Source organism: Halomonas sp. ATBC28 (genome assembly GCF_005937175.1).
GTDB lineage: Bacteria > Pseudomonadota > Gammaproteobacteria > Pseudomonadales > Halomonadaceae > Vreelandella > Vreelandella titanicae.
In genome coordinates, this window is the sequence record NZ_VCQL01000015.1 from 1 (window position 1) to 23,960 (window position 23,960).

Here is a 23,960-nt window from a genome sequence, read left to right on the forward strand (position 1 = left end):
CAGCACGTCTTTGAGACGCTACCCTCTCTCAACGACGATGACCTCAACACGCTACTGCCCTGGCAGTGGAAAGAGACCTTACCGGTCTAGGCAATGACTGCCTAGATGGGGTTATTGGAGCGCTTACGACAGAATAGCCGTCATGGCGGTGATCACCCTGTTGGGCAGTCTGGTTTCTGCGCTCGCCCTGCCTTTCGTGGCGCTCCCCGATCCTGCCAGTTGGCCGCTTCTTGGCCTAGCTATTTTGCTTCATACCGCCTATCACTTTTGTTTGCCCATGGCTTACCACTATGGCGATTTCGGCCAGGTCTATCCCATCGCGCGTGGGTCGGCGCCTTTACTCGTTACCCTTGGCGCTGCCGCGTTCGCTGGCGAAATGTTGGGTTTTGTCCCGTTACTCGGTGTGCTGTTTCTCGGGGTTGGAGTGATGTCGCTAGCGTTCGATACAAGCACCGGTATTACCAGAAATCCCCGCGCTATCCTCCTTGCCCTCGGCACGGGCGCCTTTATCGCTTCCTACACGCTGGTGGGTGGTCTCGGCGCACGACAAGCTGGCTCGGTGCTCGGCTTTGCGGTTTTATTGACCCTGGGCAATGGCTTGCTGACGTTTGCCATTGCTTTGACGTGGAAAGCCAAGGAGATAAAAAAAGTTATATCCAGCAATTTGACACCCGCCGTTGTCGGCGGTGGAATGCAGGTCGGTGCGTATTGGATCATCATCTGGGCCATGGCCTACGCCCCGCTTGGCATGGTCTCGGCTTTACGAGAAACCAGCGTATTGTTCGCCGCGCTTATTTCCACCATCATTCTGAAAGAAGGTTTCGGCGTATGGAGGTTTGTTTCTTCTGGCTTGATCGCTTGCGGTATTGCGTTGACACGCTACAAGCCTTAGTGAATGCTTCGTGCCGCTAATATTGCTTATCAGCTTCGCGATCGCCAAACATTTAGAACACCGCCAGCGGTCTCTCAGTTAGCTTTAACCTTGCTCAGTTTGGTTACGCTTATCCATAAAAGCGATGCGGCTCTTTCACTGTGATAACAGCGCCTGCCCCGTAATAATCCATCGTCTATATGCTCATTTCCATTAGGTAAATATTATTAGAACTGGTAAAACGCACAGGTACGCGAATTTTGGCGATGCCATCAAAATTGGCTTTGCTCTCAGGCAAATCAATGAATTGGTTACATAACCTTAATGAGTGCACCTAGACGTATATTGAGGCCATGCAGCCTTCCATATAATCACTGTTAAGAGGCAAGTACTGTGGAAATCGTTCCTCTGGCTGATAAGAAGGAGTTTATTGCGGAGCTGGCGGAGCTTCACCATGCAGAGTGGAAGCATTTGAACCCGTCGCTTACTCTGGAAGGGCGAACCGAAGCAATCGCTGAGTCTGCGGGACGAGAGGGTATCCCTTCAATCTTTATTGCAACGTCAGGGAGGCAGATTATTGGGTCGGCTGCGTTAGTACATAGCGATATGGAGACTAAGCCGAATTTATCCCCTTGGTTGGCAGCAGTTTACGTGAAAGAGGGCTTCAGGTATCAAGGTGTAGCAACGAAACTGGTTACTCGGTGCGAAGATGAGGCAGTTCGCTCAAATGCTCGTGCCTGGTACCTCTACACCGAATTCGCCTCGAAACTTTATGAGAAGCTCGGCTGGCACTATATGGAGCGATGCGAATATAGGGGAGTTGCGGTCGATGTCATGTGTAAGCAGATCGCCTCTTAACAAACGCAGGCACAGCGACGGCCTTTTCGTTGTGGCTGCGCCTCCACACAAGGCCGCTCGTGTTGCGAGCGTTAGATGGAATCGGATACCTGCATGAACCAAGACGAACTTAAGGCTATTTTTGACCAACAGGCTTCTGGCTATGAACAGCGGCAAAAGAAGCTTGCGCCAGTCCATGAAGGACTTCATTTTCAGCTTGAATGGATATTGTCGGACTTGCCACGCGAGGCCCGTATACTTTGCGTCGGATTAGGCACGGGCGCAGAGCTTTCCTATTTAGCTAATAAATTCCCAAACTGGAGCTTCACCGCCGTCGAGCCTTCTGGTGCGATGCTCGATGAATGCCGTCTAAGAGCTGAGAAAGAAGGGTTTAGTTCTCGTTGTATGTTCCATGAGGGCTATCTGGAATCTTTGCCAGATGTTGAGCTTCATGACGCAGCTACATGTTTTATGGTTTCGCAATTCATTATTGATGATGAGGCACGCTCGAACTTTTTCCATGCTATCGCGGACAGGCTGCACCCTGAAGGAATTCTGGTGAGCGCAGACCTCTCGTCAGAGGTTGGTTCATATGAATACAGAGCATTGCTTCAGGCATGGGTAGCCATGCTGCACGCTGCAAACGTTCCTTCTGGTGCTATAGAAAAGACCCATGCAGCATGGGCGAAAGATGTCGCAATACTCCCTCCCGACGATGTTAAAGCCATCATCAGGCGTGGCGGTTTTGACTCACCAGTTCAATTTTACCAGGCAGGTTTTGTTCATGCTTGGTTCTCTAAGCGTTCGCCATAAAGTACCGTCTGACAATCCAAAGCAGCGGACATATTTTTCTTCGCTGCGCTCAAAACGCAAGTATGCCCCTATGGGCCATTACCTGTACAAAAGATAGAGGTTCATTACAAATGAAGTATCCAATTACCGGCTCATGTCTATGCGGACATATCACCTACAAGCTTTCTAAACCCCCGATTGCTGTCGCCGCATGTCACTGCAAACAGTGTCAAAAGCTTTCGACGAGTGCTTTTAGCATTACCGCAATGATAGATTCAGACGCCATTGATATAAACGGAGAAATGAATGAGTGGAGCAGGATTGCTGCGAGTGGAAATACAAGCTCAGCTAAGTTCTGCCCCGTGTGCGCTAACCACATCTACCATTACAATCCAAGCAATCCTCATCACCTAATGTTGAAGCCTTCCACGCTTTCAGATACAAGCGATATCAACCCCACCATTCACGTTTGGGTCTGTGAAAAGCAAGACTGGTTCCAAATACCAGAAGGTGTGTTGACCTATGACACACAGCCGTAGTGAGCTAACAATCCTGCCAATTAGGACGCTAGCAAGCTAGCGCCTATTGCGAGTGCTCTCTGAGCTAGGCATCGCTAATGCTTTAGCCACAAGTGACGTCAGCTCAGTTTGGCGGATGTAGGTAAGCCTTAACTGTATTAATGTATGCCTAGTCATTGTATAAGCACCACTGTTTTCATTTAGCTATTTGAAATCTGCATCCTTACCCTCAAAGCGAGTGAATAAGCGAGCGCACGAACAAGATATGAATTTACTCTTCCTCGGCACCTCCGCCGGCGTACCCACCAAAACCAGAAACGTCTCCGGCGTCGCTTTGCGCGAGAGCAAGGGGAAGGGCTGGTACCTGATCGATTGTGGTGAGGGCACCCAGCATCAGGTTTTGCACACGAAACTGTCTTTCCATTCGCTGAAAGCCATCTTGATTACCCACGTGCACGGCGACCACTGCTATGGGCTGCCGGGCATACTGGCGAGTGCGGGAATGGGTGGCCGAAAAGCGCCACTGACCATTGTGGCGCCCGCAGGCATCAAGGCATGGTTGGAGGCCACCTGTGAGGTCACGCAGCTATGTTTACCCTTCGCTTTGGAGTTTATCGACTCGGACGAGCTGCCCAGCGTTGAGTTTGAGAGCGTTGCCGTTACCACGTTCAGGCTTTCACACCGGGCGCCGTCCTACGCTTATGGGTTTACGGAGACAAGGGTCGACGCTGCCTTGGATGTGGATAAACTAGCGCAAAAGGGGATTCCAAGAGGGCCGTTGTGGGGGCAGTTGAAGCAAGGGTTTGATGTTGAGTTTGAGGGTGAGCGGTTAAAAAGCCATGAGTTCTTGATCTTCAAGCACAAGCCGAGAAAAGTGGTGATAGCTGGGGACAATGACCAGCCTGATTTGTTGTTTGAAGCGTGCGCGGGGGCACAGGTGCTGGTGCATGAAGCCACCTACACCGAAGAGATGGCCCAGAAGGCTGGTGATGTCGGGCATAGCTACGCCAAGCTGGTCGCGGCGTTTGCCGAATCGGTACAGTTGCCCAATCTGGTGCTGACGCACTTCAGCCCCCGTTACCAGCTCCACCCCCTTGCGTCGCCTTCCATTGAGGACATCCGAAAGGAGGCCCTGCGCGTCTATTCGGGCTCGCTTTACCTGGCGCGGGATTTTAGCGAATACACGCTGGATAAAACGGGCCACTTTTCTGAAGTGGCGGGCGAATAGCCTTTTGTTTTTGGCCATTCTTGCAAGCAGACGCTTCACGATTAACTCAGGCTTCATGAGTATCTCGCAGTGCTAATATCCGAGCCCTAGCCGGGACTCTCTGACGCTGCTATTGAAAAGCGGCAAGGGTTTGACGAGGGAGATTACCAATCAACTCCCATCGCAACGGCAATTCTTCGAAAATCCGCCTCGGAAAGCTCTCTCTTTGCACCACGCATGACAATACCCCAATTCGCCTTTCGTCCTCGTGTTAGTTCCAGCTGCTCAAGGAGTGGTTGGATAGGGGCTAGCTCTGTTGCGAACAGGTACTCCACATCTACACGGTGAGGATGAAACCCCATGGATTGATCCGTTTGGTAGGGTCTATCCGAAGTGATTTGACCGATGGTCGTGAACGCCCGCACAGGAGCCCCGCCGTCTATTTTTTCGCGTGGAGAATAATAGACAATCCAGTCTCCTTTTTTCAGCCCCCTTACGGCAGATTGCTTCCCGTGACCAAGCTGCGCGAATCCGCCATCACGGCCTGCCCGTGCATGCTGCGCGCAGGCGACTCCCATCCAGCAGCTGGTCATGTCAGGTTTCCTGACTCATTGCGGTATGTGCCGTGATTGTGTAGCCGAACGGATCGCGGAAAGCGAAGTAACGGCCGAATGGGCCAGCCTTTGGAGGAAATACGATGTCGACCTGGCCTTTGGCGAGATCTGCATGAAGAGCATCGGCATCATCACAGGCAAACCAAATCGCGACACCGGCTCCCAAATAGCCTTTTGCGGCTGACAGATCGGTGAGAGGTTTGCGAACTGCGAAAGGGACTGGCTTACCGTCGAATACCACGGCGTCAGGCGGGCCCTTAATGATGGGGAGGCCGAGCTTGCCGTTATAGAAATCCTTGGCGGCTTCTAGATCATCTGCCTGAATGCCCACAAAATCGACGCCGGTGAGAGATGCCATGCCATTTTCTCCTAAGAATGTATAATGTCAGTTACCTGATATAGTGTAAGGATCCTTATATGATAAAGCAATATAGTCTGGAGAAGTCTTTGGGTTACAACCTAAAAAGAACCCAGCATCGGTTACGCCGTCGTATGGACGAAGCGCTGAAGGCTTGTGGTCTGTCCACCGCACAAAATGCCGTACTTTCCGCGTTGATGACGCAACCAGACATGACAAACGCGGATCTCGCGAATGCAGCATTTATAACGCCTCAATCCATGCAATCTATTCTGGCCGGTCTAGAGGCGGCAGGGTATGTCGTCAGGAGGCAAGATGACCGCCACGGACGCCGTCAACTCGCCCGATTAACACCAAGTGGTGAAGCTAAGGCACTGCAAGGTCGACAGGCAACGGCACAAATCGAGGCGGCACTGGCTAAAGCCGTTTCACCTCTTTCGGAAGACGAGGCGTTGGCGCTACTTTACCGAATTCAGAAAACGTTGGATTAGGGGGCTGGTTGTAGGATGTCGGGCATAGCTGCCGCGGTTGCCGAAACCGTACAGCTGCCCAATCTGGTGCTGACGCACTTTAGCCCCCGTTACCAGCTCAGCCCCCATACGTCGCCTTCTATCGAAGACATCCGAAAGGAGGCCCATCGCGTCTATTCGGGCTCGCTTTATTTGGCGCGGGATTTTGGCGAATACACCCTGGATAAAGCGGGCCACTTTACTGAAGTGGCGGGCGAGTAGTCTTTAACCTAATTGTGTTATCAACGGTAGGGACATAGCACGTTTATCGACTCTTTTTGATTTGCACCATGTTTTTGACACCTGATACGTTGCAGGGTACATTTTATAGATGATCCGAAGCTTCAAACACAAAGGCTTGGCAAAATTCTTCAAATCCGGCAGCACTGCAGGGATTCAGGCTGCGCATGCAAAGAGGCTTCGGCTTATTCTTGGTCGACTTAATGCAGCGTCAGATGCCAACGATATGGACTTGCCAGGTCTTCGCTTGCACGAACTCTCAGGTAAGCGCTCTGGAATCTGGTCAGTCACGGTTAGTGGTAACTGGCGCGTGACGTTCCGGTTCGAGGACGGAGATGCCGAGATAGTGAATTATGAAGATTACCACTGAGGTACCGCCAATGCTGATGCACAACCCTCCCCATCCTGGTGAAGTATTACGCGAGCTTTGCTTGGAGCCCCTTGGTCTTACTGTTACAGCCGCTGCGGAAGCGCTCGGCGTAAGTCGCAAAACGCTCAGTGCTGTGCTGAACGGCAAGGCCGGTATTAGCCCTGAAATGGCGGTGCGGCTTTCTATCGCGTTTGATACCTCTGCGGAAAGCTGGTTGAACCAGCAGTCCCAATACGAGCTTTGGCATGCCGAACAGCATCGCAAAGAGCTTAAAGTAAAGAGGCTGGTTGCCGCTTAAAGCAGCGGTGGTTTAAGTACACCCTGGATTAAGCGGGCCACTTTGCTGAACTAGCGGCTGAATAACTGCTTTTATCCCGCCGCTCCTTGAGTGACCACCGCTCAGGTCAGTCGCGGCAATAGCCTTCACCTGTTGCGACTACCAAGCAGTCTTCCTTTTCCAATAGCCACTTCATGCCGGTGGCTTCGCCGTCGCCCGCACGAAGCAGCTGTGGGCCGCCCCCGCGGTTGAAGCTAATGCCCTCGGCGGTGGCCTGCCCTTCGAAAGTGCCGATTTGATCGGCATCCAGGCCGTAGCGCATGTGAAGGAGATAATGTCCCGGGCCTGCAGGCTCGTCCTTGCTGATTTCCAGGAATAACCCTTCTACGCCAGTCCATCGGCCGACCCATTGGTCGGTCACTTGGTGGTGGGGCTGGTTTTGCTCGGTTGCAGTATCTGAAGCGGGCGCGTTTGATGCGGTGGTGTTGCTGTTGCTACACCCGCTTATCAGCATTGTAGCGATTAGCGCTAATAATGCTTTTTTCATAGCTGGCTCCTTATCATTACTGGGTGTTGCTCAGTATAGGACGAAATGTACTTTCATCAGTTTGAACGTATTTTGGTATATGTCGATGGGCTATGTACTGCTGAGGTATTTTAAAAAGTTACACACCGGCTTGCTGATTATGAACAGGAGTACGCCCGGTGGTTGCTTCAAACACTGCTGAATTTATTTTTGCTCGTGAGGGAATCAATGGGGTAGGGTTAAATTAATTTATGAAATCACTGTTAACTAGATATCTTCAGGATTTCCCATGTCTTCAGACCCCTGGCTTCAACGCTGGTTACCTCTTATCACTGATCGAGCGGACTGTGGGCCAGTCCTAGAGCTTGGTTGTGGTGCTGGTGAAGATAGCGCAATCCTCGTTGGAGCCGGCGTCGACCTTGTCGCACTCGACTTATCTGAAGAGTCCGTAACAACGGCTAGAGGCCACGTACCACGCGCAAAATTTTTTGTTCAAGACCTCCGTGACCCTTTCCCGCTTGAGAGTGAAAAAGCCAGCGTGGTCGTTGCGAGCCTATCGTTGCACTATTTCCCTTGGGCAGAGACGCTGCGTCTTGTCACTCGTATACGTGACACTCTGACCGATAGCGGCATTCTCCTTTGTCGGTTGAACTCGACAAACGATCATCACTTCGGCGCCTCGGGACACCCCTTGATCGATAAAAACTACTACTCCGTTCATGGCGAGCCCAAGCGTTTTTTTGATCGAAGTTCCATCGAGCACCTTTTCCAAAGCGGCTGGAATATGCTCAGTTTAGAAGAAATGATCACGCACAAGTACGCTATGCCAAAATCGATATGGGAAGCCATTCTAGTCAAAGACGTCTAACGAGTTAAACGGACTACTGTTTTTGATACCTTGGCAGAGAGCTGGTTGAATCATCAGTTCCAGTATGCGCTTTGGTATGCTGACCAATATCGCGAAGAGCTTAACGTGAAGAAGCTTGTTATGGTCTGAAGTAGCGCATAGCCAGGCCATTCTCCAGGTGTCATATCCTTCGAGTCGCAGCGGTTTTGCCACTGGTGATGGCAGGCGCTATAAGTTTCTATAGCGCCTGTGATGACAGACTGCAGACGATTTCCCAAAAATAGACAAAATTAAATTTTAATTAATATTCCATGTAAGTCTCGGTTAAACTGCTGGTTAGTGACAACACCCTGCTCTAAGTCAAAATTGTCAAAAAAGCTTGGTAAGGAAAGCGCGCCTATAACGGTTGCTGAAAAATAGGGAGCTGACGCTTGTGCGGAAGCTAAGACACTTTGTGCCCCACCTTGACCAGGCGAGGTAGATAGCATAAGAACGGGTTTATTTTGAAATACTTTCATATCTATTCGTGATGTCCAGTCAAATAGATTTTTATAGGCTGACGTATAAGTCCCATTGTGTTCCGCGAATGACATTACAATGACATCTGCTTCACCGATAGCGTTGTAAAAAGCATGCGCCAATTCAGGGATGCCAGACTCTTTTTCTCTTTCTCCGCTAAATATTGGCATTTCAAAGTCGTTAAGATCGATTAACGAAATATCTGCATCGCTGACTTGTTGTGCTGCATAAAAAGCCAGTTTTTTGTTAATGGAGCTTTTGCTGTTGCTAGCGCCGAAGGCAAGTACTTTCATTTTAAAATCCTCTGAGTTGATTTTTTCAAGGGTGTTGGTTTGGTTTTAGTTACACGTTTTTAATAAAAATGTTATCTGAAGCGATAAGATTGAGTTGGCTTTAACGTAGGGCTATTCTGAAACCTCAACTAAGGTTGAGGTCAAGAGGGGCGCGAAAAATAAACTTATAGGCATTTTATTTGAGCTTGAAGAGCTTCCGAATCATACCCGTGTCACTCTTGTTGATTGGGACAAATTGGGCTCTAGGTGGCGAGGCGAGCTAAACAGGAAGAGAACGCAGTTAATTGAACTGAGAGATATGATGACAGACTGCATCGGGTGTGGTTGCCTTTCTCTTGATAAGGTGCAAGCTACATTCTTGAAAGTCATGACTCCTTAATCTTCAAACACAAACCAGGAAAAGTCGTGATTGCCGCGTTTGCCGAATCGACAGAGCTGCCCACCTGGTGCTGACGAACTTTAGTCCTCGTTACCAGTTCAACCCCCAGCGTCGGAGCTAGTAAGATGCTAAGCCGTGAGTGAGAGGCTTTTGCTTACCAACGCCGCCAATGGGTTGGAAAAAGTGCACACCTACTGGGTTGGTTGCGTTTAGGTGTTGCTTGATAAAAGCCAAGGCTTAGCGCAGTTTGTGCGCTGATGACCGAACCCAACGAGGAGATCCATCATGCAGAAGGTAAGAATTGATCTAGTGTCCGATGTAGCCTGCCCATGGTGCGCGATCGGCTATCGGCGCTTGGAACAAGCGCTAGAAACCCTTGATGGCGAGATCGACGTTGAGCTTTTCTGGCAGCCCTTCGAGCTCAACCGGGATATGCCGCCTGAGGGCGAGCCGATCCTGGAGCACTTGTGCCGCAAGTACGGTAAGGATGCTGCCAGCATGGCGCAGTTCCAGCGCGAGATTATGGCGGTGGCCGAAGAGCTTGGATTAAATTTTCGTGGTGCCCAGGAGCGTCGGGCGAACAACACTTTCGCTGCCCACCGCGTGCTTGCGTGGGCTGCAACGCAGAACCTAGAGACACCCCTGCAATTGGCACTGTTTGATGCCTACTTTGGTGAGGCGAAAAACCCTTCAGACCCAGAGGTTCTACGCGAGAAGGCCATTGAGGTCGGGCTTGACGGTGACGTTGCTGAGTCCATCGCCCGGTCTGATCAGTACGCAGACGAAGTTCGAGCGGCAGAACAGCGATTCATGGAAGCAGGGGTCACTGCCGTGCCGGGATTCATCCTCGACGGGCGCTACCTGATTTCGGGCGCCCAGCCAGCTGAAGTGCTTGTCGATGCGCTTCGTCAGGTGGCCGAAGAGAACGCCAACCGCTAATGTTTTAGAGGCTCTGGCCTGAATGGCGGCTAGTTAGTCTGGTTCATATCGCAACTTCTTAAGCGCTGGCTTTAAGACTCAAAGCCAGCGCTACCCCCCTTACTGCAAAAACGCCCGCAATGTATCGCTAGCTTGATTGATGGAAACAACGCCATCCAAATGGCCTCGATCGCCTTCCAGGGTTTCAAGCGTCACCTCAGTGCCATCTGCCTCAATTAGCTCGGCGGTTCGACGCACACCTTCAGGCGCGAAGACGAGGTCGTTTTCGCTATACAGCATGAGTGTCGGTGCTTCGATGGCGGCAAGTCCTTCCTCTAGCGAGTCGCCGTGGCCTGCCATAAAGGTTTGGTTGGCGCGCACCAGATAGAGCAGATGGTTGGCATCGGAGGTGGCCGCACGGGCGGCGGCGATATCATCCAGCGTTTGTTCGATCGCGTAGCGGGCGTTGATATCCTGGGCGGGATCGCGCGCTTCGTCGGCCCAATCGCGGTTAAAGGTTTCATTAGCCCACTGCCAGTGGTTGGCGTTGAGTGTGACCAGTTTTAGCGCTTCTTTTAGCCCGTCGGTAGGTGGTTCGCCGTTGTAGTAGTTACCCTCGTTCCAGTTGGCGTCTAAACGAATCGGCGCTGCCCAGGCGCTTAGCGTGGCCAGTAGCCAAGGGTCGGCAACGCCGCCGCCAATCACTGAGATTAAGCGTTCAACTCGGTCAGGGTAGGCGCTGGCCCACTCGATAGCTTGTAGCGCGCCCATCGAGGCACCCATCACCGCATGCAGCGATTCAATGCCTTGGCTTTCGAGTAGCTCGCGCTGTACCTCGACAAAGTCGCGGATGGTGACGACCGGGAAGTCCATGCCCCAGGGCTCGCCGGTGCCAGGGTTGATGGAGGCGGGCCCGGTGGTGGTGACGTTGGGGTCATTGGCATTCAGGTTAACCAGCGTATCCGAGGAGATGATGTAGTACTCATCGGTATCGAGTGGCTTGCCGGGGCCAATGATGGCATCCCAGTAGCCGGTCGGCTGCCCATTTTCCTCATAGCGGCCTGCCGCATGGCTGGTGCCAGAGAAGAAGTGGGTGATTAGAATGACGTTATCGCGGGCGTCATTGAGCTCGCCGTAGGCTTCCCAACCCACCGTGACGTTGGGGATCGTCTCGCCGCCATGGGTAGTGAAGCTGTCCATTTCAAAGGTCTGTTTCTCGACGACCCCATCCCAGGCCCACAGGGGGGAAGCCAGAAGGAGGCTAAGGCCGGAACAGAGCGTTGCCGTGAACAGCGCGTATCGTGTAGATGCCATAGGGTTGCCTTACCTTAAGAGAGGGATAGTTGTGATTGTTTTAGGCCACGGGCATTGGCTTGCCTTTTAGCATAGTTGGTTTTATTTCAACCTAAAATACAAGCAGTAGCTCGCAAGTGACGCAGATGGCATTTTTCCCTGGGGCCAATTGCCCTTGGTGTTGCTCACCACCAATGCCGACGGAGACTGCTTGGATAGTCGCTTGGTGATCCTTTAATTCCCCATTCAAGATCAATATTTCATTAGCGTGGGTAAGCAGTTGCTTGCCATCGTTAAAGCATGTCTTGATTAAACTACCAATACCCAGTATCTGAGCGGTTTCGACCCGATAATCGTTTGCTATAGAAGCAAGCGCGGTTTGAAGGTCCTGATTTGGTCGCAAGGTCAGTAATAGCGCATTCTTTTTATTGATGTTGCTTAAAGTCGTGCTGGGTGAAAATAGCGGAAACCGAGTTTCTTCATCGTAATGAACATCCAGACATGCGCCCTCTATCGCAATACAGTCGACCTGTATATCCTCGGCTAAGTATGATTCAGGCGCGAGTAAGTGCCCAGCGACCACCTGATCACGTTCCTCTTTGCCTTTATCCTTACCACTTACCCCACTCCAGGTTCCGTGACAGTGCATGAAAGGTTTGCCCTCGCGGCGGCCTACATGAATGCCTGCCGTTAAAATTTGAGCCGGTGCACCTAAGTGAAAAGTATCGCTATACCAGGCCGCGTGCTCACCTTTGGGGTCGTCTCCCGGTATCACGTAGCGCAGGGTATCCATTTGCGCGTTGTTAAGGGTGATATAAGCCGATGTAATATTATGTACGCTTAACTCTTTGATAATAGCATCGTGTAAGCTTTGCCCTCCTTTTAAAAGGAGGGGGATGGGTGTTGTGTGGCAAAGCTGGGCCTGATGCCTCTGAGTTATAGGGTGGCCTGGGTGCTGGATAGCCCCCATCTGTGAATCTTTTAGTTGTGATAAGCTCATGACGACTCCTTTATTTCACCGCGCGCCACTAGAGTCTCTCGAATAAGTTTTTTAGTTATTTTCCCATAGGCTGTTTTAGGCATCTCATCCCAAACGACATAGTTTTTGGGCACTTTATAGCGAGAAATTTTCTCGCTAAGCCATTGATTCAAAGACTCTGTATCAAGCTGTTTCCCAGGATAAGGTACACAAACAGCCATACCGACTTCACCCCAAGTGGGGTCAGGTACTCCTAATACGGCCGCTTCTGAAACGAGGGGGTGAGTGAGTAGTTTCTCTTCGATTTCTCTTGGATAGATGTTAGAGCCACCGGATATGTACATATCAGAAACACGCCCGGTTAAATAAACAAATCCCTCTTCGTCCATATGCCCTAAATCGCCCGTTAAGAACCAACCGTTGCGAAAGCTTTTCCGGTTGGCTTCCGGGTTGTCGAAGTAGCCGGCAAAAACGGCAGGGCCTATCACGGCGATTTCCCCGGTTTCATTGGCAGGAACTTCACGGCCTTCACTGTTTTGGATCTGAACCTGCATGCCTGTGCGCGTGAAGCCACAGCTGCCTGTTTTCATGTGCTGATCCTCAACATGGTGAAAAGTAGGTGGTAGCACAGTAATGTTGCCTGTCACCTCACCAAGCCCGAAATATTGCACTAGCACAGGCCCGAGCTTTTCCAGTGCTTTCACTTGGTCGGCCCGATACATGGGTGCACCGGCATAGACCACATAACGCAGTGATGCATGGTTATATTGATCGACACTAGGGTGTTCGATCAGCATTTTGACAATAGTGGGAACCGTAAACAGGTTGGTGACATTCCATTTCTCCACCAATGCCCATATGGATTCGGGATTGAATTTATCCTCCGCTGGGAGAATCGTTTTCACTCCGCTTGCAACTTGTGCAAGTTGATGAACACCAGCGCCATGCGAGAGCGGTGCTACCACAATCGAGGCGTCATCAGCGTTTGTTCCTGGCATCAGGTCGCATAAATGGTTAGTCACCACAAAGGCCATTTGCCCGTGGGTCAAAATAGCGGCCTTGGGTTTTCCGGTCGTCCCAGAGGTGAAAAATAACCAGGCGGGGTCATCTCGGTTGACCTCGCAGGTTGCAATCTCTTCACCTATGAAGCGCTCAACAAGAGTGTCGTAATCATCAGCAAAGTTGCTTTGTCCAATGGAGACAGTAAAGTCGACGACTGGGGCGCAGGCGGTTGCATGGTCAGAAAATTGGGCGCCGCAGAGCAACCCTTTTGCCCCTGATGACTCCGCTAACCAAGCGATTTCTTCCGGTGACTGGCGATAATTGGCGGGCACCCAAATGGCGCCAATTCTCCAGCAGGCGAACATCGCTTCAAACATTTGGTGACAGTTGGAGGATTGAACAAGTAACCGATCGCCTTTGCGTAGTCCCAGCTGTTTGTCGAGTGCGTAGGCAAACGCCATGGAGCGCGCTTCCATTTCCTGCCAGCGCCAGGTGCGCGTTCCCCATACAAAGCCGATCTCATTGGCTAGGCGGCGTGCGCTATTGGTCAGGAAATGAGACAGATTCATGACTTTTGTTGAGACCGGTGTCACGCCGTGCTCTAGTGATTGGCTCATTTCATACGCTCCAAAATAGAGACATAATTGGTCACCGCAGCCCCACCCATGTTGAAGACACCTGCTATGTGGGCATTGGGTATTTGCATGTCGCCTGCCTCTTCCATTAGTTGCATGGCAGCCATGACATGCATGGAAACGCCGGTGGCGCCGATGGGGTGGCCTTTGGATTTGAGGCCTCCCGAAGGGTTGACGGGTAAGGCGCCATCTTTATGGGTAATACCTTCCCTAATGACACGATAGCCTTCGCCGGGGGCGGCTAGTCCCATAGCCTCATACTCCAGTAGCTCGGCGATGGTGAAGCAGTCGTGGGTTTCTACGAGAGATAGGTCTGAAAGGCTGAGGCCCGAGGCTTCTAACGCTTGTTTCCAGGCGATAGAGGCGCCTCGGAAAGCCAGAACGTCTCGTCGGGAAAGTGCCATGAGATCATTCGCTTGTGTGCGCGCTCGAAAAGCAATAGCACGCTCTAACTGAGCGGCGGTTTCGGCATCCGCAATAACCAGGGCTGCGGCGCCGTCTGATATGAGAGAGCAGTCGGTACGCCGTAAAGGGCCAGCTACCGTAGGGTTGCGCTCTGAAATGGTGGCGCAGAAGTCGGTGCCGATATCCTTGCGCATTTGCGCCCAGGGATTAGCAACACCATTGGCATGATTTTTGGCGGCAATCATGGCGAGTTCGTACGAGCGGTCGCCATACTTCTGAAAGTAGCTTGTGGCTATTTCGCCGAACACGCCCGCAAAGCCTCCTGCGATGTGAGCTTCTTCCTGATGGTAGCTGGCACTCAACAGAATATTGCCCACGTCGGCGGTGGGAGTCGCCGTCATTTTTTCGGCGCCAACGACTAATGCAATACGCCCGCGTCCTGATTCAATAAAATCGAGTGCGCCATGCAGCGCTGCGCTTCCCGTTGCGCAGGCATTTTCGTAACGCGTTGCAGGGGTGTGCGCAAAGCGTTCATCGCCCATGGCCACAAGAGCTGCCTGGAAGTCCTGGGCAGAAAAGCCATTGTTGTAGACTCCGACGAAAATGCCATCAATGGCTTCGTGGGCAACTCCAGCGTGAAGCAGAGCCTCCTGAATTACGCCCTGCATAAGGGTTTCGGTGTTGGGTTCGGGCAGTTTTCCGAAAGGGGAATGGCCCCAGCCGACGATATACGCTTTTGTCATTATGTGCTCCTAGCTAAGGGGTTGCGGGTGTTTGATATCTTAAAAATTCAGCGGCTAACAGATCTTCAATCGCGAGAGCTTCTTCTTGTAATCGTGGCACAAGGTTCTGCGATCTTCTCGGTTCCTGCATGCGGCTCTGTATCGCGGCCAGAGAGAGTGAGCCCGCCAGTACGCCATCGGGCCAGCGTAAGGCAATGCCAATGCCCCAGGAGTCAGGAAATACCAAACCAGGGTTAATTGCGTAACCCTGGGACCGGGTTTCGTCAACCAGGCTTAACATACGGCTCGGGATTAGCCGAGGGTATTGCTGTTCGAGGAGGGGGCGTTGCGCGTCTAAAATTTGGGTGATTTCACGGTCAGGAAGAGCCGCCAGCATGGCAAGTGAGCCTGCCCCGACCCCTAAAGGATGGTACGCACCTTGTGTCAGGGCATGGGTGCGAATGGGGTAAGCACCATCCTCACGGTATAAGCACAGCGAATGGTGGCCTCTGCGAATGGAAAGGCAAGCGGCATCTTCGGTTGATAGCGCCAAGCGCGCGACATTGCGAGTAGCGAGGCGCGTCAAGTTATGTAGCTCTGAGGCTCTTTGTCCCAGTAAGTAAGCCTCCGGGCCTAAGTGGTAATGCTGATTGGCGGGCGACTGCTCAACCATCCCTGCATTGATCAACGCAAGCAGTAAGCGCCTCACCGTGGGCTTATTCAAGCCACAGGACTTGGTTAAATCAGTAAGCGAGCTACCCTTATCTGCTTGTCGAGCAATTAGGCTTAATAAACTGAGCGCACGATCAACACTTTGCGCGCCAGCCGTCGTGCTTCCATTTGATAAAGCTTTTAGTTCCATATTATGAACCATCTTTTGTTTTCTGTTTCGCCTGTAAAGCTTATTTTGCAGATAATTTGACTTTTTGAAATGCCTTTGGCAAATTTTTATTGTCGTTAATACAAAATACGTTCCATATTGTGGATCAATAATAATCAAGTGCGACAGCACAAGCACGTCAGAAGGAATACAACACAATGAAATACCTTAGTTTTCGTAAGCTTGTATGGGCTGCTTCCGCTGCTGGACTGGTGCTCGCCAGTACTGCATCTGCTGAGACATTGCGGCTTTCTCATAACACGGGAGATGCCACTTCGTGGCACTTGGGGGCAGAGCGGTTTGCTCAGTTATTAGACGAAGCTTCCGAAGGTGAGCTAAATGTGCGGGTTTTCCCCAATGCACAGCTTTCGGGCGGTGATCAAATGCGCCAAGCTGAGATGGTGGGCCGTGGTGCGCTTGATCTGCTCATCACGTCTGCTATCAATGTCACTCCTCTCGTGCCGGAAATGGCGGTTTTCTCGCTACCGTATCTCTATGCAAATTACGACCAGGTTGATGCCACAACCCAGGGTGAACCTGTTGAGTTGCTTGAAGCCATAATGGAAGAGAAGGGAATTGTGGTGCTGGCTTGGGGGGAGAATGGTTTTAGGGAGTTAACCAATAGTGTACGACCTATTCGTACCCCAGAGGATATCCGTGGGCTCAATATACGTGTTGCAGGCCCCATGTATGTCGATGTCTTGAATGAACTTGGGGCTAATCCCCAACAAATGCAGTGGACGGAAACGATGACTGCCTTGCAGCAAGGCGTGGTGGATGCACAAGAGAACCCCATTGGGGCTGTTATTATCCCTCAGCAAATTTATGAAGTGCAGGATTATTTGACTACTTGGCACTACTCTTATGATCCCCTGTTTTTGGGCATATCTAAGCAACGTTGGGAAGGATTCGACGAAAAGACTCAAGAGATAATCCAGCTTGCTGCAGAGCAGGCAATGGCCTACCAGATAGAGGTAACTCGAGAAAGTACCGCTGATGGTTTGGAGTTTCTGAGCGAACAAGGCATGCAAATTACTGAGCTGTCAGAGGATGAAATTGCGGCGTTTCGTGCTGAAACGGTACCGGCTTTTGACCTGTGGGCTGAGAAAATAGGCCCTGAGATTGTGTCGGCCTTTGTTAATGCGGTGGAAGAGAACGGTAACTGATCCCAGCTGTTTCATGCTTGGTCTGGATAACGCTCCAAGTAATTTATTGGAGCTTTATCCGCAATTGATAGAGGTGCCGTAACATGAAATTTATGCTGCGAGAGGCAGAAAAAATATTCTGTGCAGTGCTTTTTATGGGCATGACCCTGTTGGGGTTTGCCAATGTCGTTGTTCGCTATGGGACTAACTATTCTCTGGCTGCTACAGAAGAGCTACTGACAAATGGTTTTTTGATTCTGACTATTTTTGGTGCGGCTATCGCGGCGCGAAGGGGAGAACACTTAGCCGTTTCGCTTTTCTACGATTTATTACCGGCCAGCCTACGTAAAATCGTTTTTCTGCTGTCTGGTCTTTTTTCAGTCGCATTGTTGGCACTATCTGCTTACTTTTCATGGGAAGTGCTGATGAATCAGCTAAGTTCAGGCATGCGTTCTTACGGGTTGGGGTTGCCTGCTTGGTATTATCATGTGGCTATTCCTTTCGGTTTTGCACTGATCATAGTTCGCTATCTGCAGCGGCTAAGGGATGAGCAGCGAAATCGTGATAGTGAGTGCGTGGGAGGTGCGAATGTTTGAGGTATTCGCCACACTCTCTTCAGGTTCTCAGATGATTCTGGTGTTTTTTCTACTCTTACTATTGCGTGTGCCGGTGGCTTTCTCGCTGGGTCTCTCTGCTATTTATGCTATGTGGCATATGGGTTTTGGGCTAGATATGGTAGGTGACCTGATTGCTACCGGGATAACCAAGTTCTCTCTACTTGCAATCCCATTTTTCATCCTGGCCGGTACCTTGATGGGAGTGCTGGGAATTGCCGAACGCATGGTGCTTTTTTTTAGAGTTCTCGTTGGTGGTTTGCCTGGCGGTATGGGGGTCGTGGGAACAGTGGTTTGTCTTTTCTGGGGTGCCGTCAGTGGTTCGGGGCCTGCATCTGTGGCTGCAATTGGCCCCATGATTATTAAAGGGATGGAAGAAGATGGCTATCGTAAGGCTTATGCTGCAGGTTTAGTGTGCACGGGAGCGGCTCTCTCGATAGTGATTCCACCCTCAATAGGACTGGTCATTTATGGAGTGATTGCAGAGACCTCCATTTCCAAGCTTTTTCTTGCGGCCATTATTCCTGGCCTATTGATGGGGGGCATCATGATATTAACCCTGCCGCTAGGACGTGATAAAGGCGCTAAGACTGGCAAGGTTGATGAGCTGTGCCTGGCAACCATGGGTGACCTTGTTGATACGAACCTCTCTTATAAAAAAAGACTTTGGAGCACATTTCGTGACTCTTTTTGGGGGCTACTAACGCCTGTCGTTATTTTGGGCGGAATATACTCTGGGGCCTTTACACCAACAGAAGCAGCGCTGGTGGCTACCGTCTATGCGTTGTTTGTGGGTGGACTTGCTTACCGCACATTAACCTTAAAAAAGTTATATGAGGCGCTAAGCGATGCAGCTGCATCATCATCTGTTGTTATGTTGGTAGTTGCGTATGCCAGTTTGTTCGGTTGGGTGGTGACCGTTGATGACCTTGTCGGAACCTACTCTGGACTGCTACTTGGTCTTAGCAGTAACGAGTGGGTCATTCTACTAGTAATAATGTTGATCTTGCTTATTGTGGGAATGTTCATGGATGCGGTCACCGTCATGTTCATTTCTTTGCCAATTTTTATGCCGGTTGTCCATGAAATGGGGTGGGATCCTATATGGTTTGGCGTGCTGTTAATGATCAACCTTTCGATAGGCCTGATTACACCGCCGGTAGGAATTAATCTTTATGTGGCTGCCAATGTGACCAGATTATCAATTGAGAGCGTAGCAAAAGGAGCACTACCTTTTGTATTTACCTGCTTGCTAGGTCTCGTAATCGTTGCCGCTTTCCCAACCCTTTCTTTAATGCTCATAGAAATATTTCGTTAACTAACTTTTACTAAGGCTATAGTGATGATAACAACAAAGCGTATTGCAGTAGTAACAGGTGCTGCACGTGGTATTGGACTGGCAACGACTCAGCTCTTTTTGGAACAGGGTTATGAAGTGCTTATGGTTGACCGTGATGCACCAGAACTTGAGAAGGTTGCCGCTAAGCTGGAAAACGCCTATGCGTGGGTATATGACATATCGGAGCCAGATGATATCGCTCATTTAGCGCAAGAGGTGGAGAATCAATACGGACGAGTTGATGCATTGGTCAATAATGCCGGTGTTGCCGATTTTCGCCCGTTAGAAGAAACCACTTACGAAATATGGCGACGGGTTATGGCGACTAATCTGGATGGTATTTTTCTTACTACGCAGTCACTATTACCTCTGCTCAAGGCGGCCAAAGGTGCGATTGTTAATATTGCCTCTATCTCGGGTCTAAGGGCCAGTACATTGCGTGTGGCTTATGGTACTTCCAAAGCGGCCGTCATTCATTTGACTCAACAACAGGCAGCCGAGCTAGGCGAACATGGCATCAGGGCTAATTGTGTGGCGCCAGGTCCAGTAGATACCAAGCTTGCGCTGGCTGTCCACACTCCTGAAATTCGCGCTGCTTATCATGACGCTATTCCCTTAAATCGCTACGGCAGTGAGCGAGAAATTGCTGAGATGATTGTATTTCTTTGCTCTGAGAAAAGTGGTTATGTTACCGGGCAAGTCATTGCCGTGGATGGTGGGTTTCAGTCAACTGGGGTTGGTTTGCCAGCCCTCCGAAACCTCTCAGTAAAAGCCTGAAGTTCCATTAGGTCGTAGATTTTTTACGATAAAAGTACCTGCTACTTGCTCTTCATGAAAATAGTGCTGGCTCTTTGAAAGAAGCCAGCCTCTCATCATTGTGAGTGTTTCCACCACCGCTGGTGTTACCACATCTTAAACGGATTCAACCCATTAGCTTGCTGCATCATCATGCGTTTGGCGAAAGGGAAGCGCTCGGCTATTTGCAGGCTTAGATCGCCTAGTTGGCGCAGCGGCTTGGCGCCGGTAAACAGGTGGTGAAAGCTGTCGGTGGCGGCGATCATCGCTTGGTTGGCCGCGCGGCGCTGGCACTCAAAGCGGAGTAGGTTGACATAGTCGCCGGGGTCGCGGCCCTGGATAATGATCTCGGCAAGGGTGTCGGCGTCGTGCAGGCCGATATTTAACCCCTGGCCTGCCAGCGGGTGCACCACATGGGCCGCGTCGCCAATAAGTGCCAGGCGCTTGCCGATATAGCGGTGGGCATGTTGGCGCTTGATGGGGAAGCTGGCCCGGGCGACGATGCGGATGAGGTTACCCAGGCGTTTAGGGAAGGCCATTTCGATGGCTGCTTTAAGTGCCTCATCGTCAAGCTGTTCGCGGGCTTGGGTGGTTTTATCTGTGTCGTACCACACCAAGGAAGCACGATGGCCTGGTAGCGGCAGCATGGCGATGGGGCCTGTAGGGGTGAAGACCTGCCAGCTGACATCCTGCTGGGGCAGTTCGGTTTCCACGTTAATGATCATCGCCCGCTGATGGTAGTCATAGCTGCTAACGCTGATCCCTGCTAGCTCGCGCAGGGTCGATTGCGCGCCGTCGGCGCCGACGATCAAGCGGGCGCTTAGGGTTTTGCCATTATCCAGCTCCAGCAGGCGGCCAGTGCTTGAGGTGATCGTACTTAACGGCGCGCACTGGGTGTAGCAGGTAACGCTGGGCAACTGTTCCAAGCGCTGCCATAGGGCGTACTGCAGCGTGCGGTTCTCGATAAAAATGCCGAAGTCATCCATGCCGCTATCGTGAGCGGAAAACAGCGAGTGGCCGGTGCCGTCCTGGTTGGAAACATCGATATGCCGAAACGGGCAGCTACGCTCCTCAGGTAAAGCCGTGCCGCTGGCCTTAACGAACGCTAACGAGCGCGCATTCAGCGAGGAAATACGCAGGTCATAGTCACCGCTAGGGGGAGTAGGGGCATCGCCGTGCTCCACCAGCCCTACGGAGAAGCCCGCATGACCCACGCGGGCCGCCAGGGCGGCGCCCACCATGCCGCCACCGACAATAATAATGTCATGATCGTGCTGCATAAGAGTATCTCCTGGGTGCACAATAACCGTTAAAGGGCGCGTTGCATGGCCCGCTGTTGCTATACAGTATCGTTGAGTTTGAGCCACATTGCCTAGAGGTGAACGATTGACGCAGGCCGTGGAAATTGCAGAAAGCGTTGCCCAGGCGGGCGAGGAACTGGCTGATTTTATTGAGCGGCACCCCAAACTGTGGGTGATTACCGGTGCCGGTGTGAGTACCGACAGTGGCATTCCGGACTATCGCGATGCGGATGGTCAGTGGAAGCGGCCACCCCCGGTGCAGCATGGCGACTTCATGAGTTCTCATCACGTTCGCCAGCGCTACTGGGCCCGCGCGCTGATCGGTTTTAGCGCCATGCGCGAAGCCCAAGCCAGCGGCGCACACCGTGCGTTGGCCACGCTGGAGTCACAGGGTTATATCCAGCAGTTGGTGACCCAAAACGTTGACCGCTTACATCAGCGCGCCGGTTCCCGCCGGGTGATCGACCTGCATGGCCGAGCGGACATGGTGAAGTGCATGGTGTGCGACTACCAAATGATGCGCCACGCCATGCATGCCGAAATGGCGCGCATGAATCCGAGCTTTACTGGTTTGCAGGCGGGGCACGCTCCGGATGGCGATGCCGACCTGGAAACTGACTTCAGCACCTTTCGCATTTTCGACTGCCCGCGCTGCAGCGGCATCCTGAAGCCTGACGTGGTGTTCTACGGCGATGTGGTGCCCGCCGAACGGCGGCTTGCAGCGCAGGTAGCGCTGGCAGAGTCGGAGGCGGTACTGGCAGTGGGCACCTCGTTGATGGTGTTTTCCGGCTACCGTTTTTGCCGCGCCGCCCATGAGCGGGGCATCCCTCTGGCATCGCTATCGCTCGGCGTCACCCGGGCAGATGCGCTATTGACCCACCAGTGGCGGGCGCCGTTGACGCCGGTGCTTGAGCAGGCTGTGCGCTGTTTGCACGGAAACTAGAGCGCCTGAAACACTGATAGCATTTCCTGGGAAACTTTTTACCATGCTCCTCATTGCCTGGAGCCAAAGTTTGCCCGTTCGATATGTTTTTTGGCATCGTCCCAAGGCAATCTGCGTTTGCGTGCTTTCATCAAATCAAGGGAGGCTAAGCTCTCCTCATTGGACAATAGCCCGAACTCAATCATCTCAGTGAACACCCATAGCGTGCCTCTTATATCAACACCTTCGCGCCCAGCAAGGGCGCGCAGATTATTGTCTCCCGTAAGCAACGGGCAGGCTTCCTGCTTAGCTAAAGCCAGCGCTAGCCTGTCGTACAAGCCGGGCTCTTCGCCATGCTCTTCTCCCAAGGTGATCGCATAATCGATGTACAAGGATTCAACAACGAGTGTTTTTAACCCCATATCAATTAGGTACGGGCTGCCGTCTTCAATTTCTTCTTCATAAAGCACGTCAGGCATAGCGAAAACATAAGGAAGCTGAAAGAGTGTTTCCAGTATGCCCCCAGCCTCTAAATCAATTATTACGTTGGCGTCACTGATGAGTAACAGCATCAGCAGACTCCATTAGGCGTTCTCGATAGAAGCGCATTCTTGGGATGCCGAGCAGTTCAGCCGCCTTTGCCTCGGAAATAAGGTCTTCTGCTAATGCCCGATATACTAGCTGCTCAAATAGAGAAGGGGCTTCGTTAGGTAGCACCTCGCCGGGCTCGTTAGTCCTCCAGCCGCGAGCCGAGAACATTCGCATCGTTGCCTCTCGCAACCCGTCATGGATAACGCCACATTGAAACGCACGCATTACCCACCCGGCCATTGAAAGGCCGTACTCATGCTTTAGATGGTAAAGTTCTTGTGGCTCTAAGCGCTTTCGCTGAGAGCCAAGCTCCTTAACAACGGACTCTCTTGGGGCTAAAAACGCGCCAGCAAAACGGTCGCATGCCTTTTCTTCATTTACTCCGTCCGTCAATCGACCTGCAAAAAGCACGTGAGCCAGTTCGTGGGCGAGAGTAAAACGCTGGCGATCCCCAGGCCAGCGAGAAGACACCACTATGACAGGGTAGTACTGCCCATCTACTGTCATTGCTGTAGCAGTCATGCCCGAAAATGCTTTGTGTTCCACGTCGACTGCCATTACCAACAACCCCAAGGGTTCAAGCTCTGCGGTCAAGTCGGCAATTGGATTTAACCCAAGCTCCCATGCGTGTCGTACATTCTCTGCGATGCCCTCAATCTCGTCCAAATCTTCTATTTGGCGAGGTACACAACCAGGGACTGCGAAGTGTGGAATGGGCAACTCGGGGAACGCGTTAAGCAATTCGACACGTTTCTCAATCATTTCCGTAATGCGGATTTGTATAGCGTCAGAACGCTTCTTCCCAAACGTGCTGTGTTTACGAAATTCGATGTTCGACAACGTTACCGTCGACTTTCGGAAAAAATATTCTGTGCGAACGCCACACGCTTTAGCGATCTTGAGCAATTTAGAGGAGTCGGGTGTTGCTTTACCTTTTTCATACTTCTGTATTGCCGCCTTGGAAACCTCAAGCTGCTGGCCCAACGCTTCAAGCGTCAAGTCAGCAGCAAGGCGTGCCTGATGGATTCGTTGACCTAGCATAGATGTCACTCGGTTTACTTTTATAAAAGTATTTTGTGAAAAGTAAACCTTGTGCCAAACAATAACCAGCGGAAAAAATTCACAGAAATCTTTATTAAGAGAAAAGTGACCGGACTTTATGCTCACGTACCAGCCAGCAGCCAAGCATATCTCTCGCCACTTCAAGCGTGTCCCGATTATAAAAATCCCTTGGCAGTGGCGTCAGCTCGCTGTTTTTAACA

General features: G+C 51.5%; 28 protein-coding genes. 16 read left to right on the forward strand and 12 right to left on the reverse strand.

The features are described 5' to 3' along the window. Positions 1 to 142: 142 nt before the first annotated feature. From E0L35_RS16875 to E0L35_RS16895, 5 genes are all read left to right on the forward strand, one after another. Entirely contained in the window at positions 143 to 892 is a 750-nt protein-coding gene (locus E0L35_RS16875; protein WP_138800912.1) for an EamA family transporter, read from the forward strand. A gap of 372 nt (positions 893 to 1,264) precedes the next feature. Continuing rightward, positions 1,265 to 1,729: a GNAT family N-acetyltransferase gene (locus E0L35_RS16880; protein WP_138800913.1), complete on the forward strand. Its 465-nt coding sequence runs from the start codon at positions 1,265 to 1,267 to the stop codon at positions 1,727 to 1,729. A gap of 93 nt (positions 1,730 to 1,822) precedes the next feature. Next, positions 1,823 to 2,521 (forward strand): class I SAM-dependent methyltransferase, encoded by a 699-nt coding sequence (locus tag E0L35_RS16885; protein ID WP_138800914.1) that lies wholly within the window; start codon positions 1,823 to 1,825, stop codon positions 2,519 to 2,521. Between the two features lie 110 nt (positions 2,522 to 2,631). After that, entirely contained in the window at positions 2,632 to 3,039 is a 408-nt protein-coding gene (locus E0L35_RS16890) for a GFA family protein (RefSeq protein WP_138800915.1), read from the forward strand. Positions 3,040 to 3,283: 244 nt separating this feature from the next. Then, complete coding sequence (locus E0L35_RS16895) at positions 3,284 to 4,246, forward strand: ribonuclease Z (RefSeq protein WP_138800916.1); 963 nt, start codon at positions 3,284 to 3,286, stop codon at positions 4,244 to 4,246. A 143-nt stretch (positions 4,247 to 4,389) separates the two neighbouring features. Here the strand turns inward: E0L35_RS16895 and E0L35_RS16900 are convergent, their stop codons facing one another. After that, positions 4,390 to 4,818 carry an EVE domain-containing protein gene (locus tag E0L35_RS16900; protein WP_138800917.1) on the reverse strand — a complete coding sequence of 143 codons (429 nt, stop codon included), beginning with the start codon at positions 4,816 to 4,818 and terminating at the stop codon, positions 4,390 to 4,392. Position 4,819: 1 nt separating this feature from the next. Beyond that, entirely contained in the window at positions 4,820 to 5,197 is a 378-nt protein-coding gene (locus E0L35_RS16905; protein WP_138800918.1) for a VOC family protein, read from the reverse strand. A gap of 59 nt (positions 5,198 to 5,256) precedes the next feature. Between E0L35_RS16905 and E0L35_RS16910 the strand changes: the two genes are divergently transcribed. From E0L35_RS16910 to E0L35_RS16925, 4 genes are all read left to right on the forward strand, one after another. Then, a complete protein-coding gene (locus E0L35_RS16910) occupies positions 5,257 to 5,688 on the forward strand; it encodes a MarR family winged helix-turn-helix transcriptional regulator (protein ID WP_138800919.1) in 432 nt (143 codons plus the stop codon). Positions 5,689 to 5,703: 15 nt separating this feature from the next. Continuing rightward, positions 5,704 to 5,928, forward strand: coding sequence for a hypothetical protein (locus E0L35_RS16915; RefSeq protein ID WP_349304647.1), 225 nt, complete (start codon positions 5,704 to 5,706; stop codon positions 5,926 to 5,928). A 109-nt stretch (positions 5,929 to 6,037) separates the two neighbouring features. Next, complete coding sequence (locus E0L35_RS16920; protein ID WP_138800920.1) at positions 6,038 to 6,316, forward strand: type II toxin-antitoxin system RelE/ParE family toxin; 279 nt, start codon at positions 6,038 to 6,040, stop codon at positions 6,314 to 6,316. Between the two features lie 10 nt (positions 6,317 to 6,326). Further along, positions 6,327 to 6,614, forward strand: a complete 288-nt coding sequence (locus tag E0L35_RS16925) for a HigA family addiction module antitoxin (protein ID WP_022520034.1) — start codon at positions 6,327 to 6,329, stop codon at positions 6,612 to 6,614. A 106-nt stretch (positions 6,615 to 6,720) separates the two neighbouring features. Here the strand turns inward: E0L35_RS16925 and E0L35_RS16930 are convergent, their stop codons facing one another. Further along, on the reverse strand, positions 6,721 to 7,140 hold the full coding sequence (locus E0L35_RS16930) for a hypothetical protein (protein WP_138800921.1): 420 nt from the start codon (positions 7,138 to 7,140) through the stop codon (positions 6,721 to 6,723). A gap of 268 nt (positions 7,141 to 7,408) precedes the next feature. Here E0L35_RS16930 and E0L35_RS16935 point away from each other — a divergent pair, with 268 nt between their 5' ends. After that, positions 7,409 to 7,987: a class I SAM-dependent methyltransferase gene (locus E0L35_RS16935; RefSeq protein ID WP_138800922.1), complete on the forward strand. Its 579-nt coding sequence runs from the start codon at positions 7,409 to 7,411 to the stop codon at positions 7,985 to 7,987. A gap of 269 nt (positions 7,988 to 8,256) precedes the next feature. On the opposite strand, the gene E0L35_RS16940 is transcribed toward E0L35_RS16935, so the two are convergent. Further along, positions 8,257 to 8,778: an NAD(P)H-dependent oxidoreductase gene (locus tag E0L35_RS16940; protein WP_138800923.1), complete on the reverse strand. Its 522-nt coding sequence runs from the start codon at positions 8,776 to 8,778 to the stop codon at positions 8,257 to 8,259. Between the two features lie 664 nt (positions 8,779 to 9,442). Here E0L35_RS16940 and E0L35_RS16945 point away from each other — a divergent pair. Beyond that, positions 9,443 to 10,096 carry a DsbA family oxidoreductase gene (locus E0L35_RS16945; RefSeq protein ID WP_138800924.1) on the forward strand — a complete coding sequence of 218 codons (654 nt, stop codon included), beginning with the start codon at positions 9,443 to 9,445 and terminating at the stop codon, positions 10,094 to 10,096. Positions 10,097 to 10,195: 99 nt separating this feature from the next. On the opposite strand, the gene E0L35_RS16950 is transcribed toward E0L35_RS16945, so the two are convergent. The 5 genes from E0L35_RS16950 to E0L35_RS16970 all read right to left on the reverse strand — a co-directional run bounded on the left by E0L35_RS16950 (position 10,196) and on the right by E0L35_RS16970 (position 16,111). Continuing rightward, positions 10,196 to 11,389: a homoserine O-acetyltransferase gene (locus tag E0L35_RS16950; protein ID WP_138800925.1), complete on the reverse strand. Its 1,194-nt coding sequence runs from the start codon at positions 11,387 to 11,389 to the stop codon at positions 10,196 to 10,198. A gap of 91 nt (positions 11,390 to 11,480) precedes the next feature. Then, positions 11,481 to 12,368 (reverse strand): hypothetical protein, encoded by an 888-nt coding sequence (locus tag E0L35_RS16955; protein WP_138800926.1) that lies wholly within the window; start codon positions 12,366 to 12,368, stop codon positions 11,481 to 11,483. Continuing rightward, on the reverse strand, positions 12,365 to 13,966 hold the full coding sequence (locus E0L35_RS16960) for an acyl-CoA synthetase (protein ID WP_138800927.1): 1,602 nt from the start codon (positions 13,964 to 13,966) through the stop codon (positions 12,365 to 12,367). Before E0L35_RS16960 ends, E0L35_RS16955 begins: the two co-directional genes overlap by 4 nt. Further along, the gene (locus E0L35_RS16965) at positions 13,963 to 15,132 is read right to left on the reverse strand and encodes an acetyl-CoA acetyltransferase (protein ID WP_138800928.1); all 1,170 of its coding nucleotides are present in this window, start codon (positions 15,130 to 15,132) and stop codon (positions 13,963 to 13,965) included. The genes E0L35_RS16960 and E0L35_RS16965 overlap by 4 nt, the downstream gene beginning before the upstream one ends. A 13-nt stretch (positions 15,133 to 15,145) precedes the next feature. Beyond that, positions 15,146 to 16,111 (reverse strand): IclR family transcriptional regulator, encoded by a 966-nt coding sequence (locus E0L35_RS16970; protein ID WP_201764680.1) that lies wholly within the window; start codon positions 16,109 to 16,111, stop codon positions 15,146 to 15,148. Positions 16,112 to 16,149: 38 nt separating this feature from the next. On the opposite strand from E0L35_RS16970, the gene E0L35_RS16975 reads away from it, so the two are divergent. The 4 genes from E0L35_RS16975 to E0L35_RS16990 all read left to right on the forward strand — a co-directional run bounded on the left by E0L35_RS16975 (position 16,150) and on the right by E0L35_RS16990 (position 19,866). Then, positions 16,150 to 17,157 (forward strand): DctP family TRAP transporter solute-binding subunit, encoded by a 1,008-nt coding sequence (locus E0L35_RS16975; protein ID WP_009286750.1) that lies wholly within the window; start codon positions 16,150 to 16,152, stop codon positions 17,155 to 17,157. Between the two features lie 83 nt (positions 17,158 to 17,240). Beyond that, positions 17,241 to 17,732: a TRAP transporter small permease gene (locus E0L35_RS16980; RefSeq protein ID WP_138800929.1), complete on the forward strand. Its 492-nt coding sequence runs from the start codon at positions 17,241 to 17,243 to the stop codon at positions 17,730 to 17,732. After that, positions 17,725 to 19,068 (forward strand): TRAP transporter large permease, encoded by a 1,344-nt coding sequence (locus E0L35_RS16985; RefSeq protein WP_138800930.1) that lies wholly within the window; start codon positions 17,725 to 17,727, stop codon positions 19,066 to 19,068. Before E0L35_RS16980 ends, E0L35_RS16985 begins: the two co-directional genes overlap by 8 nt. Positions 19,069 to 19,092: 24 nt before the next feature. Beyond that, a complete protein-coding gene (locus E0L35_RS16990; RefSeq protein ID WP_039858695.1) occupies positions 19,093 to 19,866 on the forward strand; it encodes an SDR family oxidoreductase in 774 nt (257 codons plus the stop codon). 125 nt (positions 19,867 to 19,991) lie between these two features. On the opposite strand, the gene E0L35_RS16995 is transcribed toward E0L35_RS16990, so the two are convergent. Next, positions 19,992 to 21,164, reverse strand: a complete 1,173-nt coding sequence (locus E0L35_RS16995) for a UbiH/UbiF/VisC/COQ6 family ubiquinone biosynthesis hydroxylase (RefSeq protein WP_138800931.1) — start codon at positions 21,162 to 21,164, stop codon at positions 19,992 to 19,994. A 106-nt stretch (positions 21,165 to 21,270) separates the two neighbouring features. On the opposite strand from E0L35_RS16995, the gene E0L35_RS17000 reads away from it, so the two are divergent. After that, positions 21,271 to 22,128: an NAD-dependent protein deacetylase gene (locus E0L35_RS17000; RefSeq protein WP_138800932.1), complete on the forward strand. Its 858-nt coding sequence runs from the start codon at positions 21,271 to 21,273 to the stop codon at positions 22,126 to 22,128. A gap of 50 nt (positions 22,129 to 22,178) precedes the next feature. On the opposite strand, the gene E0L35_RS17005 is transcribed toward E0L35_RS17000, so the two are convergent. Further along, positions 22,179 to 22,679, reverse strand: coding sequence for a DUF3368 domain-containing protein (locus E0L35_RS17005; RefSeq protein ID WP_138800933.1), 501 nt, complete (start codon positions 22,677 to 22,679; stop codon positions 22,179 to 22,181). Further along, positions 22,660 to 23,883 carry a helix-turn-helix domain-containing protein gene (locus tag E0L35_RS17010; protein WP_201304174.1) on the reverse strand — a complete coding sequence of 408 codons (1,224 nt, stop codon included), beginning with the start codon at positions 23,881 to 23,883 and terminating at the stop codon, positions 22,660 to 22,662. The genes E0L35_RS17005 and E0L35_RS17010 overlap by 20 nt, the downstream gene beginning before the upstream one ends. Positions 23,884 to 23,960 lie beyond the last annotated feature (77 nt).